Origin of the sequence: Saccharopolyspora hattusasensis (assembly GCF_050972075.1) — a bacterium.
GTDB lineage: Bacteria > Actinomycetota > Actinomycetes > Mycobacteriales > Pseudonocardiaceae > Saccharopolyspora > Saccharopolyspora hattusasensis.
The window spans coordinates 6,982,760-6,997,489 of the sequence record NZ_JBPCDC010000001.1; the positions used below are offsets into that span (position 1 = coordinate 6,982,760).

The window sequence follows — 14,730 nt, forward strand, 5'->3', positions numbered from 1 at the left end:
TGGGATGATGACTCGGTGTCCACAAGCCGAAGACAGTCTGGGCGCCGGGCGTGGCGGGTGGCCGCGGTTCTGCTGCCGGTCGGGCTCGTCGCGGCGTTGGGCGTCGGGTACGTTGACGGGCACGGTGTTCATGGCGATCCGGGGCCGGGGACCGGCGATTTCGTCGACATCGCAGATGTTCCCCCGATGGGTCCGCAAAACCGGTTCGGCCCGGACGCCTCGACCGGTGTGGTGACGGTTGACTGCGGTCGCAACGAAAACGCCCACCGCAACGCGGACAACGTCGTCGCAGCACCCGCCGTGTCCGGCGGAGCGCATCACATGCACGATTACGTGGGCAACCTGGCAACGGATGCGTTCGCCACCGACCAGAGCCTCGCTGCAGCCGGAACCACTTGCGTGAACGGTGACAGGTCCACCTACTACTGGCCGGTGCTTCGCCTGCTCAACGGCGACGAGCCGGGTTCCGCCGACATGCCGCACAACAGCGGCGCGATTCTCCAACCCGCCTCAGTACTGATAAGTTTCCGCGGCAATCCGGCCAGCAAGGTGATCCCGATGCCCCGGTTCCTGCGGGCCGTCACCGGCGACGCGAAGGCGCTCACCACCGGCTTGGACAACGCCGCCCGAGTGCACTGGACCTGTTCCGGAATGCTCGACCGGCGGACGAACCGCTATCCGAGGTGCCCGGACGGGCATCGAGTGGTCCGGGTCCTCGACTTTCCGAATTGTTGGGATGGCAGGAGGAACGACAGCCCAAACCATCGCGATCACCTGGTGTTCCCGGCGGGAAACGGGGTATGCCCGACCAACTCGTTCGCCGTCCCGCAGTTGCGCATCGAAGTCGGCTACGACGTGCCCAGCGACGCGGAGTACGCCATTGACACCTTCGCGGATCAGCTGCGCAGCCCGATCACGGATCACAGCGACTTCATCAACGTGATGACCGATGAGCAGATGGCACACGTCGTGGCCGTCGTGAACAGCGGGCGCATCAGTTGAGGAAGAAACCTCCGAAGTGACAATGGTCGTGGGTGTGTTGCCAGGGCTCCGCCCGGCAACACACCCACGACCAGCGGCAGGTCAGCCGAAGAACACCGACTCCACGGCATTGTCGAATCCGACCTCGCCGAGATCGGCGACATCACCGTTGACGACCAACGACTTGCCGGTGCAGTTCTGCCCGGACCACAGCTTCAAGGACCCGGACGCCGAAATCGACGACGTCACGTCGGGCCGCGCGACGTTCTGGCAGCCCGGTCCGGCCACGCCCTGCGAAGCACCGTCGTCGCTGAAATTCGGGTCGTCGAAGAGAACCGCGTTGTCGGCGGATTCGGTCGGCTGCGTGCCGCCGTCCTGCGCATCGCCGCTGCCGTCACTGGTTTCGGCCCCGGCTTTCTGGCCGTTCGGAGTGATCCCGAACCACGTTCCGCCCACACCTTGGCCCTTGGCGTCACCCGGCTTGGTGTCCTTGGCGAAGCGGTAGACCGGCCAGCCACCGATGGTCACCTGGAGGCTGCCGTCGTCCCGTTTGACGGTGCCCACCTGGGTCTTCGGAACGCCGGCCAGGAAGATCTTGCCGCCCGGAACCACGGTCAACGGCGGCCAGGTCTTCGCGCAATCCCCGTTGCAGTTCGACTTCGAGGGCTTGGCCGTGTCCTTGTCGAACCGGTACAACGTCAGTCCGGCACCGTTGACCACTACCGGGTCCAGAGCACCTGCCCGGGAAGCCTTCAACTGCACCCACTTTCGCGCAACATCCTGGTCCGCGGTGTTGGCCGTGCCGTCGGACCCGGTTGCCCAGTCCCCGGTCCTCGCCGGCGCATTGTGCGCCTTGGCGGTCCCCGCCAGGAAGGACAGGCCGACGCTTCCGGTCCCGGGGACCGGCGCACTCGGCGCTGCAGGCACCGGACCCGCCGCGACGGTCGGCAACCCGCATGCGGTCAACGACACCGCTCCGGCGACGACGAGCGCGGCAACGTACTTGGCTCGCTTGGACAGCATGAGTTCTCCCCTGAAATCCCGGGCTCCAGCCAATCTGCAGCCACGTACGGCGGACACACGTGCCCTGATCCGCACCGGTTCAAGAGATCGCTGAAATTTTTCGGACGCCCGCCGTTGACTCGATGGAGTAAGGCGTTACGAAGCTCGGCTGTCCTACGCCAACAGGGCGTGTGCAAGGTTGATCTGAGGGCTGCGGCGGGTTTCTGAGCAGGCTGGACACGCGGCACGAGGGTGCGGCCTTGATGGGAGATCATCGGGGTGTCTAGTCCGTGATGTTCTACCCGAAAGCCGCGCCCTCGCGGTCCTCATCCTCCCCGATACTGACTGTGCTGAACCAGCCCACCCTCACCGTGGAGTCCCTGCAGAGCCGTATCGACGGCCTGTGGCAGGCCCTGGAAGCGGTGACTGATCCCCGCAACGCCCGCGGCCTGCGGTATCGCCTGCCGTTGCTGCTGGCCCTGGCGGTGCTGGCCGTGGCCGAGCGACGGAAGTCCTGGACCACGCAGCAGACCACAGCATTCATCCAGCGACTCGTCGCCCTGACCAACGACGACCTGAAGAAGACGTTCGCCGACACCGTCACTGCGTGGCAGAAACCGATGTAGTAAAACCGCCGATCAGCAGATCTGCCAAGCCGGTCGATCTCCTCCCTGCATCGGTGGTCCCGAGCCCGAGAACGACTGTGGAGACACAACGGCCTGCAACGAGACATCCCGGCCGCGCTGCTGCCGATGGTGCAGGCACGTCTGTGACGGCTGATGGGACAGGCGGGGTTTTTGCTTTGACCTGGGAAAATGACGACATTGGCGCGCTCGGGACAGGTGCTGGCGGGGTGTCCCGACGTGTCCCCGAACGGCTGCCATGGCACATGTAGCGGGAACTCAGCTTCGGGACACGGTTACCTGTCCCGAAGCCGTGCGCGGTGGTAGGCGCGAAGTGCCGACCGTTGCGTCAAACCCTGGGCTACGCGTCGTTGCAGCCGGTGGCCGTTTACCTTTCCGCGCGTAGCCGAGCTCGATTGGGAGCTGTGCCGCGGCCTGGTCGCTTCACCGCCTGGTCGAAGAGCTCGGACCCTAGGCCGAAATGACGAACGCGCCCCGCGTCGAACCCGCGAGGGTCACGACGTGGGGCACTTCCGTAGATGCGACTCGTTTGGGTTCAGTCCGGTGTGGTCAGGGCATTGACGGGACTGACCCGGGCGGCGCGGCATGTGGCGAAGAACCCGGACATGGCGGTGATCGCGATGAGGACCGCCACGACCAGAATGAGCTGGCCACCAGGCAATTCCAGGGGAGCGCCCAGGTCAAGCACCGCCGTGGCCAGCCAGGCGTAGGGAACGCCGAGCAGAACGCCGAGTGCCGCGCCGATGGTGCCGTAGAGCCCGGCCTCGGTGGTGATCATCGTGCGCAGTCCGCCTCGGCCCATGCCCAGTGCCCGGAGCAGGCCAACTTCTGTGGTGCGTTCGAGCACCGACAGGATGGCAGTCGTGCCGACGCCGACGACGGCGATGAGCACGGTGAGACCGAGCAACCCGAGCGCCACTGCGGCCATGCCGGACACCTCGCTGTTGGCTTTGTCCCGCAGATCGGCGAGATCCCCGATCTCGACTTCCCCGGACGCGCCGACGACGTTGCGGATCGCCGCTTTCGCCCCGGCCTGCCCGTCCGCGCCGGGAGCCGACGCGTTGGCCAGCATCATGAAACTGGACGTGCCGAGCTTGTCGAGGTCACCAGGCACCAGGATCGCGTCGCTGGACAGCGGCCCGCTTTCCTGGAGGATGGCCTTGACCGTGACGGGGACCTCTCCGCCTGCCGATCGGAGAGTCGTGTGATCACCCACCCGCACTTGGAGGTCCTCGGCGGCAGACCGGCCGAGGACCGCCTCGCCAGGGCTCAGACCGGCGAGTGTGCCTTCCGCCGCCGTGACCCGCCTCGACTCGGGCAGGGCCGACACGTCCAGGTCCACGGCCTGGGAGTTCGACTGACCGATCTTCAACGACGCCGCCCGGAACGGGGTGACGCCCGTGAGAGCGCGGTCGGCGGTGAGGCGGTCGACGATGCCGCTGGCGAAGGGCTGTCCTTCCGTGGCTACGACGAGATCGGCAGGCGCCCTCGCCGCCAGTTTCTCGTCCACATAGGACTGGAGGCAGGCGGTGCCGACGACGGTGCCGACGACGAGGGTGACTCCCAGGGCGACGACGACGGACACGCCGGCTGCCCGGTGCGGTGTGCCTCCGACGCTGCTGACAGCGAGCCGTCCGGCGTGACTGAGTTTGCGCAGCGGCCAGCTCACCGCGGCCAGTACCGGCCCCACGATGGCCGGGCCGAGCGCGATCAGCGCGCCGAACGTCGCGCTCCCGGAGAGGACGAGGCTGAGCAGCGCGCCATCGGTGTCGTAGTCCGGCTCGCCGGCTCCCGGCAGACCCGCGACCGGATACGCGGCGGCCCCGATCGACCAGACGACGAGGAGCAGGCCCAGGACCAGGCGGAGCGGTCCGATGCGCCGTTCGGCGGTCATGGTGTTCGAACTGCGCAACGCCTGAAGCGGCGCGACGCGTGCCGCGGAGTACGCGGGGGCCAGGACAGCGGCGACGGTGGTCAGTGCCGCTCCGATGACGACCGCGAACGCGGCGGTGATCGGCACACCGGGGGCGGAGACCGTGATCCCGGTGGCCCCTGCGATGGCTGGCGCTGCATAGCCCGCGCCGTAAGCGGCGAGGACACCTAGCGTGCCCGCGACCAGTCCGACGACAGCTCCTTCGGCCGCGAGGGCCCTCACGAGCTGACCGCGCTGGGCGCCGAGGGTGCGCAGCAGTGCGAGCTGGCGCATCCGTTGCGCGAAGACGATGCGGAAGGTGGACGTGGCCACCAGAGCCGCGGCGCCCACCGAGACCGCCACGAACATCGCGATGAGCGTGAAGACCTTGTCGATCTCCGCGGCGCTTTCCCGCGCTTCCTTGTTGCGCACGACCTCTCCCGGAGTGACGTCGACGAACATCTCCGGATTCACCCCGAGCACGGAGTCGAGGTCGTTGATCAGTTGCGCGCGTTGCTGCTCGGATACCGCACGGATGTCCACTCGCTCATACGGCTCGGGGTCGTCGAGCAACGTGGCCACGACGCGGTCCGTGGCGTAGGCCCGCTTTTCGCTCTCGACAGGTCCTTCGACCACCCCGGTCACGACCATCTCCGTGGGCCGTTCGCCATTGCCCAGGGTGAGCCTGGCGCCGACGTCGATGGCGAGGTGCCCCGCAGTGCGGCGGTCGAGGGCTATCTGTCCCGGGCTGGCCGGGTAGGTTCCGCTGACCAGCCGCACTTTCGACAACGGACCGGCCCCCGGGTCGGCGACCAGGGTGAGGTTGCTGCGCTGGATGCTGCCGATCTGCTGGGTGGTCTCCAGCCGTCCGGCGGCTTCGGCCACACCCGGCGTCCCCCGGATCGCCGCCAGCTCGTCGGGGCTCAGCCCTTTTCCGCTCGACGACACGACCACGCTGGTCGCCCTCGGGGTGTCGCTGAAGGTGTCGAGGGCGGTCTGCACCAGCATGTCGCGGGCCAGGACCGCCCCGAACACCATGAACGACGCGACCAGCACGGACAGCCCGGTCAAGATCAATCGCTGGGGTCTGCGGCCGATCCGCTGAGCTGGGTTCGCAAGACGCTGGTGTTCACCGCGCACCGTCCAGAGTCCGGAGCGCGTGCGTGACCGACTCTCCGGTGGGGTGGTCGATGTCCTCGACCACCTGTCCGTCGCCGAGCACGAGCACCCGGTCGGCGTGCGAGGCCGCACCCGCGTCGTGGGTCACCATGACGACCGTCTGCCCGAAGTCTCGAACAGAGTCGCGCAGGAAGCCCAGCACCTCGGCTCCGGACCGGGAATCCAGGTTGCCGGTCGGCTCATCCGCAAAGATGACTTCCGGGCGGGAGACCAGTGCTCGGGCCAGCGCCACGCGCTGCTGCTGACCGCCGGAGAGCTCTCCGGGCCGGTGGCTGAGCCTGGTACCGATTCCCAGGACGTCGACGATGTGCTCCAGCCGCGACCGGTCGACGGGCTTGCCCGCGAGATCGAGCGGCAGCGTGATGTTCTGTTCGGCGGTCAGCTGGGGAAGCAGGTTGAACGCCTGGAACACGAACCCGATCCGGTCGCGCCGCACGGCGGTCAACTCCCGGTCGGACAGCCCGGTGAGCTCGGTGTCGCCGACCGTGATCGTGCCGGAAGTCGCGGTGTCGAGCCCGGCGAGGCAGTGCATGAGGGTGGATTTACCGGAACCGGACGGCCCCATGATCGCGGTGAACCGGCCCCGGGCGAACCCGACGCCCACCCCGTCGAGAGCCCGTACCCCGGTGTCGCCTTCGCCGTACACTTTCACCAGGTCGTTTGCCGCGACGGCGAAGTCCGATCGGTGCGCCCCCGCACCGGCGTCGATGGGACTCATTCGGTCACCTCCTCTATTTCGTTCTGGGGGCGGGCATCAGAAGTCGTAGGCGGGGATGTTCAACGGTTGCTGATCACTGCAGTGCCCCTGCGCGTTCTCCACCATCTCGTCGAATTTCTCCCGGCTGGGCGGGGTTCCTTCACCGGTCACCTTGCTGACCTTCCAGGTGACGTATTTGCCCACCTCGGTCCTGATGCCCTGGTCCACGAATTGCGGGTAGTCCATCGCGCGGATTTCCTTCTCGAACGCTTTGGCCTCTTCCTTGCCGCTCGGCACGGTCCCGGCCTTGTCGAAAAGCTCTTGGGCGAGCACGCAGTCCTCTGCCGTAGCCGCGGTGGGCCCCCGCGATTCCCGCCAGGCGTAACTGACGCCGAATCCGATGCCCGTCAGAACGACGACGGCCACCAGTGCGAAAAGGGCGATCGTTTTCTTCTCCGCGGTCTTCACCGATGTGAACATGCGATTCCTCCGAAAAACCGTCCGCTGCTGATGAAAAGGATCATCTCAGCGCGGCGCACGACGGCGCATCGGATCGCGGTCTGATCTCCGGGGCGGCCCGCCGTACGACCCGGGTACTACGTCGCCGGCGGATCCTCGTACTTCGGGTCGAACCACCGGCGGAAGGCCCAGGTCACCCGGCAGGACGAGTCAGGCCGGCCTCGTAGGCGAACACGACGGCCTGGACCCGGTCGCGCAAGTCGAGTTTCGTCAGGATCCGTCCGAAGTGGGTCTTCACAGTGGACTCGGCGACGTGCAGCCGCTGGGCGATCTCGGAGTTGGACAGCCCCGCCGCCACCAGTTCGAGCACTTCCCGTTCACGGTCGGTCAGAACGGCGAGCCGTTCGTCCGCTCGCCGTGGCACGAGGTGACCGGCGAACCGGTCGAGCAGCCTCCGGGTGACGCGAGGCGCGACGACGGAATCACCCGCAGCCACCGCACGGATGGCGGAGAGCAGGCCCTCCGGCGGGGAGTTCTTCAGCACGAAACCGCTGGCCCCGGCCTGGAGCGCGGCGAAAGCGTCGGCATCGGTGTCGAACGTGGTCAGGGCGAGGACGCGCGGACCGTCCGGCCGGGCGCACAGGTGTCCGGTGGCTTCGATCCCGTCCATGACCGGCATCCGGATGTCCATGATCACGACGTCCGCAGCGACCTCATCGAGCAGCGCCAGCGCCTGCTCGCCGTCCGCGGCTTCCCCCACGACCTCGATGTCGTGCTCGGCGGCCACCACCATGGCGAACCCGGCGCGAACCAGGTCCTGGTCGTCGACCAGGACAACGCGGATGGTCATCGTGCCAACGCCTTCCTCGGCAGGACCACGCGGACCTGCCACCCTGGGTTCTCGTCCGTTCGCGGACCCGCCGTGAACTCCCCGTCGTGCTGGGCGACCCGCTCCCGCATGCCGATGAGACCGTTGCCGCCGGAGGTGGTTTCCCGTTGAGTCGCGGGCTTTCCGGCTCCATCGTCGACCACGGCGACTTCGACGGTCTCGGCGCGGAAGGTCAGGTCGACCGTGACCGCGGCGCCGGTTCCGGAGTGCCGGAGGACGTTGGTCAGGCTTTCCTGGACGAGGCGCAGCAGGGTCAGCTTCTCGGCCTCGGATAGCTCTCCGGGGTCGCCGTCGGTGTGCAGCTCGGCGGCCAGACCGGCCGCGCTCGCGCGTTCGACCAGCACTTGGAGCCGGTCCAGTCCGGGGCGACGGCGGTCGGGCTCCTCGCCGGTGGTCGCCGTGCCGCGCAGCACGGCGACGATGCTGTGCATGTCCTCCAACGCGTCACGTCCGGTGTCGGCGACCGTGCGCATCGCTTTCTGGGCCTTCTCCCAGTCCTTGTCGACGACACAGCTCGCACCGTCCGCCTGGATGACCATCACTGCGAGGCTGTGGGCCACCACGTCGTGCAACTCGCGCGCGATCGCGGCGCGTTCGTCGGCCGCGGCCAGCTCAGCGTCGGCCGACGCGAGTTTGGCGAGGTGGTCACGTTCCCGCTCGGCCGTGGCGGCCCGGTCCGAATAGAGCTGCGCGGTCTCCTTGCGGACCCGCAGCACATAAGCGATGAGCCAGGACACGGCACAACCGCCGAGAAGGATGCAGAATGCGATCGGATCCTTGGAGGCATTGGGCCCAAGCAGGGCCACCAAACCGACGGTCGCCACCACACCCGCCACGTACCCGTGCCAGTGCGACTCGGCATGGGTGACCACGGAGGCCATGGCCACCAGCAGCGCCACTTCGAAACCCGCCGGCGCGATATCGGTGAACAGCAACTGCGCCACGGCCAGCACCGACACGAGCGTCATGACCAGGACGGGACGGTGTCGCCGCAGGACCAGGACGCCAGCCATCGCCAGGCCGATCACCCCGCCAACCGGGGACGGACGCAGGTATTGGAACGCGACCGTCCCGACGCAGGCGACGATCGCGAAATCGAACAGCGTCCACCACCACGACCACGGAAACAGCCAAGCTTTCACAGGCGACACACTAACGGGACATGACAACGGCCCGGGGGAATGTCCGATGAACGGCTCTGGCGCCGCGAACAGACCGGCGCGATGGCGCGTGTCCCCGAGCTGCAACGCTTCGCCGCTGAGCACGACCTGGTTCTGATCTCCATCGATGATCTCGTCCGCTATCGGCAGCGCACCGAACCGCTCGTGCACCGGGTGGTATCGACCTCGCTTCCTACCGAGCACGGACGGTTTCAGGTCGTGGGTTACGCAGGGCGAGACCAGGTAGAGCACCTGGCGCTCATCGCAGGGGATTCCCATCGGATCAGCGCAACCACGCCCGTGCATGTTCACCACGAATGTCTCACCTGCGATGTCCTGCGCGGGCAGATGTGCCGGTGTGGCAGCGAGCTCAACGACGCGATGCGCCGATTCGCCTCCCAGGGGAGGGCGTTGTGGTGTACCTGCGCAGTGGTACACGTGAGTGTGGCTCGCAAGCCGGTGATCTGTCTCCGGTGGCCGACTGGATAAGGGCTGATCTCGAGGCGCAAAGTCGCATCGCGAACGCGGACGCAGCGTGGGACAGCGCGGATCCTGCGAATGCGACGTCACGTGCCCAGTTGCCGTGGACGGCGGGGGCTGTCCAGGGTTTGGTCGGCACCTGATGCGTGAGCCTTCGGCATCGCCCTGGCGATCGCCACGTGGATCGAGGCGAAGTACCACCGCAAAGGCCGACTGCGCATGGTCATTCCGGTCGAGTCTGCGGCTATCTCCTGCGCCACGCATGCGGCTTGCACCGTTCAACCCCGAGTGGAGAACGAACGCTCCAGTAGTACCCGCGTCCCATTCGGGATTCGGGTATTGCTGGTCGTCTTGCGTAGATATCGGTGGGCTTCGGCGACGCACTTCACGGAGGGTCCAGCAGGCGTCGCAGCATGGTCGGTATCTTGCTCATGCGGGTGCCGGATCCAGCCGAAAGCCGCTTCCTTCTCGGCGGACGACTCCCGCGGTCGGAGCCGGGAAATGGGTGTCGAGCAGCAGCGTCTCGGTGTCGACGATGCTTTCGAGGAGCTCCCATCGAGTCCGCTGCGCCTGTGCCGGGTCGACGTCCACGCAGCTGGTCACCTGGAGGTGCGCCAGCTGGACGGGGTGGTGGACGCTGTCGCCGGTGATCACTGCGCGCTGCCCTGAGTTTTCGATCCACACCGCGACCTGCCCGGGGGTCGGAAACTGTTGGATTGGATCTCTGTAATGATCAGTGATCATCATGGTGTATGGTGATCTTGTGAGGCTATCGGAGTGGGCTGAACGGGAAGGTGTGCACTACCAAACCGCGTGGGCTTGGGCGAAGTCCGGTCGTATGCCGGTTCCGGTGGTGCAAACACCATCTGGGACGTGGCTCGTGCGCGAACATGACCGGCCCGCCGGGTTCACCGTCGCGTACTGCCGGGTGTCTAGCGCTGACCAGGAAGACGACCTCGAACGTCAAGCGGGTCGGGTCGTCGCCGCGTGTGGTGAACAGGGCATCTCAATCGACCGAACCGTGACCGAGGTCGGTTCTGGTCTGAACGGGAACCGGCCGAAGTTGCGGAAACTCTTCGTTGACCCACGGGTGTCCACGATCGTGGTGGAGCACCGCGACAGGTTGGCTCGTTTTGGTGTCGAACACCTGGAATCCGCCTTGGCCGCTACCGGACGTCGGATCGTCGTGCTCAACCCAGAAGAAGTGAAAGACGACCTCGTGCGGGACATGGTGGACGTGCTCACCTCGATGTGCGCACGCCTGTACGGGCGCGGGTCGGCACGCAAACGCGCGGAAGCGGGTGTGGCGTGCGCGACCGCTGAGGTCACTGGTCTGTGAGCATGGTGCATCAGGCGTACCGGTACGCGCTCGACCTCACGCCCACGCAGGAGCGTGCGGTGTTGTCGCACTGCGGGGCGGCGCGGGTGGCCTACAACTGGGCGTTGGCTGGGGTGAAGGCGAACCTGGACCAGCGCACCGCCGAACGCACCTACGGCATCGGCGAAGATCAGCTCACGTCGTCGTTGAACTGGTCCCTGGCTGGTTTTCGGCGCGCCTGGAACGCCACCAAGGACGAGGTGGCTGCGTGGTGGCCGGAAAACTCCAAAGAGTCCTACAACACCGGACTGGACAACCTGGCTCGTGCGTTGAAGAACTGGAACGACTCCCGCAGCGGCAAGCGCGTGGGCCGAAAGGTCGGGTTTCCGCGGTTCAAGTCCAAGCACCGGTCAGCATTGTCAGTGCGGTTCACCACCGGAACCATCCGCATCGAACCGGACCGGCACCACGTCACACTTGCCAGGCTGGGGACGCTCAAGACGCACGAGTCCACCCGCAAGCTCGCCCGGCGTATCGAAACGGGAACCGCACGCATCTTGTCGGCCACTGTGCGGTTCGAGGGTGGACGCTGGTTCGTCGCTTTCACCTGCGAAGTCCAACGCAGCGAGACGAAACCCGCTGATCCTGCCGCGACCGTGGGAGTGGATCTCGGGATCTCGCACCTCGCGGTGTGCTCGCGACCCGGGACACCGGCGGTGCGGCCGGCGCCACGGCGGTGTCCGGGGGAACGGGGGCAGCGCGGCCCCGCGCCGTGCCGCGATCACGCGCTCCTCCAAGCGGCTGACTACGGCGTCCGCGTCGGCGACACGGCCCTGGGCGAGCAGCCAGCGCGGCGACTCGGGCAGCGATCGCCGCCACCACAGGAGCACCAGGACGGGCAGTCCACAGAGCACGGCGGTGATGCGCCAGCCATCGTGCAGCGGGACGACGAACGAGCCCAGCACCGCGGCGATGACGTTGCCGAGCGAGAAGAACAGCGTGACGCCGCTGACGAACCGGCCGCGGTTGTGCCCGGTGGCGAACTCGGAGATGTAGGGCGAGACGATCGCCGCCTCGGCACCCGCGCCGAGACCGCCGATGATCCGTACCGCGATGACGAACACGAACCCGTTCGCGAACGCCAGCCCGATCGACGCGGCACAGAACAGCAGCAGCGCGTAGAGCATGACCTTCTTGCGGCCGAAACGGTCGCCGATCATGCCGGCGAACAGGACGCCGACGATCATGCCGACCGGTGCGGCGCCGCCGATCAGGCCGATCTGGCCGTTGCTCAGGCCGAACTCCGTTTTCAGGTGCGGCAGCATGAAGCCGATGATCACGATGTCGAGAGCTTCGAAGAGGTGGCCGAGGCCGCCCGCGAAGAGGATGCCAAGCTGCGGCCGGCCCATCGGGAGCCGTTCGAGCCGGGCGAATATGGGTGTCGGTGGACATGGTGGACCTCCGGGAGAGAGCAGGAGGGAGTGCCCGGCAGCGCCGGGTCGCGAGGGCAAAGGGTCAGCGCGTGGGTGACGCGGCGGGGAAGCCCGCGGACTCGGACAGCGATCGGCCGGCGGTCTCGGGCAGTCGCCAGGCCAGCACGAGCCCGACGATGAGGGCGATGGCGGCGAGGTAGAGGGCCGGTGCGACGGGTGTGTGCGTCGCGGCCGCCAGTGCGGCGGCGACCAGCGGGGCGGTGCCCGCGATCGGGCCGACGCCGAGGCTGTAGGCCAGCGCCGAGCCGCTGGAACGGGTGCGGGCGGGGAAGAGTTCCACGAGCACGATCGACGACATGACGTTGAGTCCGGCCTGCGGAATGGCGAACAGGCACATGCCCAGCAGGGCAAGGGCCGGTTTCCCTGAGCCGACCAGCAGCAGCACCGGGACGGCCAGCACGGCGTGAGCGAGCGCCCCGCCGACATAGACCCGGCGCCGCCCGATCCGGTCCGACAGCGCGCCGGCAAGCGGGCAGATCGCGGCGTAGAACAGCAGGGCGACCGAACTGACGGTCAAGGCTGCCTTCTGCTGTCCCCCCGCCGACATCGCGGTCGTGAAATACGTTGCCAGGTAATAGAAACCGACGCCGGTGATCGAGGCGCACGCGAAGGCGAGGACGAGCGTCGAGCGCTCGGTCTTGAGCGCGGTCCGCACCGGTGTGGCCGCGATTTCGTCGCGTTCACGCAGTTGCTGGTACACCGGGGTCTCGTCGAGACGCAACCGTAGGTAGAGGCCGATCAGCCCGAGCGGTGCGGCGAGCAGGAACGGCAGCCGCCAGCCCCACGACTGCATCTCCGCCGCCGTGAGCAGGCTTTGCAGCAGCAGCACCGATCCCGTACCGGCCACAATGGCCAGTCCACCGGACGCGGAGATCAGGCTGGCTCGGAAACCGCGCCGGCCTGGGGGTGCGTACTCGGCGAGGAACGCGGACGCGCCGGTCCACTCGCCGCCCGCGGACAGGCCCTGGACACAGCGAAGCAGGACCAGCAGCAGCGGCGCCCAGAACCCGACCGCCGCATAGGAGGGCAGCACGCCGATCAAGGTGGTGGCGCCACTGATCCCGATGACCGCGGTCGACAGCGCGGTCCGGCGGCCCCGGCGGTCTCCCAGCGAGCCGAGCAGGGCACCGCCGAGTGGGCGGAAAACGAACGCGATCCCGAACACGGCCAGGGAGGCCAGCAGGGAGACTACCGGGTCGCCGCCAGGGAAGAACACGCGGCCGAGGGTGACGGCCACTGCACCGTAGACGGCGAAGTCGAACCATTCGGTGAAGTTGCCGATGAGGGTGGCCACGACAACGGTGGATGGAGAGCGCATCGGTGGGCTCCAGTGCAGGAGTCGTGGTGTGGCCGGCCCCTCCGGCCACACCGGGGTGTCATTTCGAGTAGTCGATGATGCCGCGGATGATCTTGCCGTCGCGGAGGTCCTGGTAACCCTCGTTGATCTCGTCGAGGGTGTAGCGCGCGGTGATCAGCTCGTCGAGCTTGAGTTGCCCGGCGTCGTACATGCGCAGCATCTTGACGATGTCGTACTGCGGGTTCGACGAGCCGAACAGCGTGCCCTTGATGGTCTTCTGGTTGAACACAAGGTCCGAACCGGACACGTGCACGGTCAGGTTCTCCGGGTTCGCCACACCGGTCACCACCACGGTGGCGCCCTTGCCGATGACGGCGAACGCGTCGGTGATGACCTGTTCGGTCATCACACCGACCACGCAGATGGCCTGGTCCGCACCCTCGCCCCAGGTCAGCTCGCGCACGGCGGCGGCGGCCTCGTCGGCGGTGGCGAAGGCATGGGTGGCACCGAACTCGAGTGCGGTGTCCCGTTTGAACGCGACCGGGTCGACGACGATGACGTTCTTGGCCCCGGCGTGCACCGCGCCCTGTACGGCGTTGATGCCGACGCCGCCGATGCCGTAGATCACGGTGGTGTCGCCCGGCCGGACATCGCCGGCGTTGACCGCGCTGCCATAGCCGGTCGGGACGCCGCACCCGACGAGCACCGCCTTGTCCAGTGGCAGCCAGTCGTCGACCTTGACGCAGGAGAGCTCGGCGACGGTGGCGTATTCGGAGAAGGCGCCGAGCATGCAGAACGCACCGATGTCGCCGAGTTCGGCGTCGTGCATCCGGAAGGTCCCGTCGGGCATGCTGCCTTCGAGGATCGTGGCACCCATGTTGCACAGGTTCTGTTTCCCGGTCGAGCAGTAGCGGCACTTGCCGCAGCTGGGAATGAAGCTGCACACGACGTGGTCGCCTTCGGTCACCCGGGTGACGCCCGGGCCGACGCGCTCCACGATCCCGGCGGCCTCGTGCCCGCCGACGATCGGGAACCGGACGACGTTGTCGCCGTCGATCATGTGCAGGTCGGAGTGGCAGAGGCCGGCGGCCGAGACCTTCAGCAGGACTTCGTTCGGGCCGGGTTCGTTGAGTTCGATCTCTCTGATGTCGAAGGGAGTGTGGTAGCCGGTCAGGACAGCGGCGCGAGTCTTCATCGTCTCTCCGTCGGTCGTCCGGGG

At 67.4% G+C, this 14,730-nt stretch carries 14 protein-coding genes and 1 pseudogene; 6 read left to right on the plus strand and 9 right to left on the minus strand.

Features of this window, described 5'->3' with window-relative positions:
* Nucleotides 1–57 precede the first annotated feature (57 nt).
* Nucleotides 58–1,002 carry a DUF1996 domain-containing protein gene (locus ACRXBZ_RS33650; RefSeq protein ID WP_433882496.1) on the plus strand — a complete coding sequence of 315 codons (945 nt, stop codon included), beginning with the start codon at nt 58–60 and terminating at the stop codon, nt 1,000–1,002.
* Between the two features lie 81 nt (nt 1,003–1,083).
* Here ACRXBZ_RS33650 and ACRXBZ_RS33655 read toward each other — a convergent pair whose 3' ends face one another.
* Complete coding sequence (locus tag ACRXBZ_RS33655; RefSeq protein WP_433882497.1) at nt 1,084–2,004, minus strand: hypothetical protein; 921 nt, start codon at nt 2,002–2,004, stop codon at nt 1,084–1,086.
* Between the two features lie 326 nt (nt 2,005–2,330).
* Between ACRXBZ_RS33655 and ACRXBZ_RS33660 the strand changes: the two genes are divergently transcribed.
* Nucleotides 2,331–2,609, plus strand: a complete 279-nt coding sequence (locus tag ACRXBZ_RS33660; protein WP_433882498.1) for a hypothetical protein — start codon at nt 2,331–2,333, stop codon at nt 2,607–2,609.
* A 553-nt stretch (nt 2,610–3,162) separates the two neighbouring features.
* On the opposite strand, the gene ACRXBZ_RS33665 is transcribed toward ACRXBZ_RS33660, so the two are convergent.
* The 5 genes from ACRXBZ_RS33665 to ACRXBZ_RS33685 all read right to left on the minus strand — a co-directional run bounded on the left by ACRXBZ_RS33665 (nt 3,163) and on the right by ACRXBZ_RS33685 (nt 9,229).
* A complete protein-coding gene (locus ACRXBZ_RS33665; protein WP_433882499.1) occupies nt 3,163–5,610 on the minus strand; it encodes an FtsX-like permease family protein in 2,448 nt (815 codons plus the stop codon).
* A gap of 58 nt (nt 5,611–5,668) precedes the next feature.
* Nucleotides 5,669–6,436, minus strand: a complete 768-nt coding sequence (locus tag ACRXBZ_RS33670) for an ABC transporter ATP-binding protein (RefSeq protein ID WP_433882500.1) — start codon at nt 6,434–6,436, stop codon at nt 5,669–5,671.
* A gap of 36 nt (nt 6,437–6,472) precedes the next feature.
* Nucleotides 6,473–6,895 carry a hypothetical protein gene (locus ACRXBZ_RS33675; RefSeq protein WP_433882501.1) on the minus strand — a complete coding sequence of 141 codons (423 nt, stop codon included), beginning with the start codon at nt 6,893–6,895 and terminating at the stop codon, nt 6,473–6,475.
* Nucleotides 6,896–7,067: 172 nt separating this feature from the next.
* Nucleotides 7,068–7,724 carry a response regulator gene (locus ACRXBZ_RS33680; RefSeq protein ID WP_433882502.1) on the minus strand — a complete coding sequence of 219 codons (657 nt, stop codon included), beginning with the start codon at nt 7,722–7,724 and terminating at the stop codon, nt 7,068–7,070.
* Nucleotides 7,721–9,229: a sensor histidine kinase gene (locus ACRXBZ_RS33685; RefSeq protein WP_433882503.1), complete on the minus strand. Its 1,509-nt coding sequence runs from the start codon at nt 9,227–9,229 to the stop codon at nt 7,721–7,723. Before ACRXBZ_RS33685 ends, ACRXBZ_RS33680 begins: the two co-directional genes overlap by 4 nt.
* On the opposite strand from ACRXBZ_RS33685, the gene ACRXBZ_RS33690 reads away from it, so the two are divergent.
* The 4 genes and pseudogenes from ACRXBZ_RS33690 to ACRXBZ_RS33705 all read left to right on the plus strand — a co-directional run.
* On the plus strand, nt 9,143–9,412 hold the full coding sequence (locus ACRXBZ_RS33690) for a GTP cyclohydrolase II (protein ID WP_433882504.1): 270 nt from the start codon (nt 9,143–9,145) through the stop codon (nt 9,410–9,412). The two genes, ACRXBZ_RS33685 and ACRXBZ_RS33690, sit on opposite strands and share 87 nt — an antisense overlap.
* A gap of 492 nt (nt 9,413–9,904) precedes the next feature.
* Nucleotides 9,905–10,072 carry a hypothetical protein gene (locus tag ACRXBZ_RS33695; RefSeq protein ID WP_433882505.1) on the plus strand — a complete coding sequence of 56 codons (168 nt, stop codon included), beginning with the start codon at nt 9,905–9,907 and terminating at the stop codon, nt 10,070–10,072.
* A gap of 94 nt (nt 10,073–10,166) precedes the next feature.
* Nucleotides 10,167–10,742, plus strand: a complete 576-nt coding sequence (locus ACRXBZ_RS33700) for an IS607 family transposase (protein WP_433882506.1) — start codon at nt 10,167–10,169, stop codon at nt 10,740–10,742.
* Between the two features lie 2 nt (nt 10,743–10,744).
* Nucleotides 10,745–10,855: pseudogene (locus ACRXBZ_RS33705) on the plus strand (helix-turn-helix domain-containing protein); the annotation flags it as partial.
* Between the two features lie 285 nt (nt 10,856–11,140).
* Here the strand turns inward: ACRXBZ_RS33705 and ACRXBZ_RS33710 are convergent.
* The 3 genes from ACRXBZ_RS33710 to ACRXBZ_RS33720 form a co-directional block, all read right to left on the minus strand.
* Entirely contained in the window at nt 11,141–12,130 is a 990-nt protein-coding gene (locus tag ACRXBZ_RS33710; RefSeq protein ID WP_433882507.1) for an MFS transporter, read from the minus strand.
* Nucleotides 12,131–12,236: 106 nt separating this feature from the next.
* Nucleotides 12,237–13,532 (minus strand): MFS transporter, encoded by a 1,296-nt coding sequence (locus ACRXBZ_RS33715; protein ID WP_433882508.1) that lies wholly within the window; start codon nt 13,530–13,532, stop codon nt 12,237–12,239.
* 58 nt (nt 13,533–13,590) lie between these two features.
* Entirely contained in the window at nt 13,591–14,706 is a 1,116-nt protein-coding gene (locus tag ACRXBZ_RS33720; RefSeq protein ID WP_433882509.1) for an NDMA-dependent alcohol dehydrogenase, read from the minus strand.
* Nucleotides 14,707–14,730: the final 24 nt, after the last annotated feature.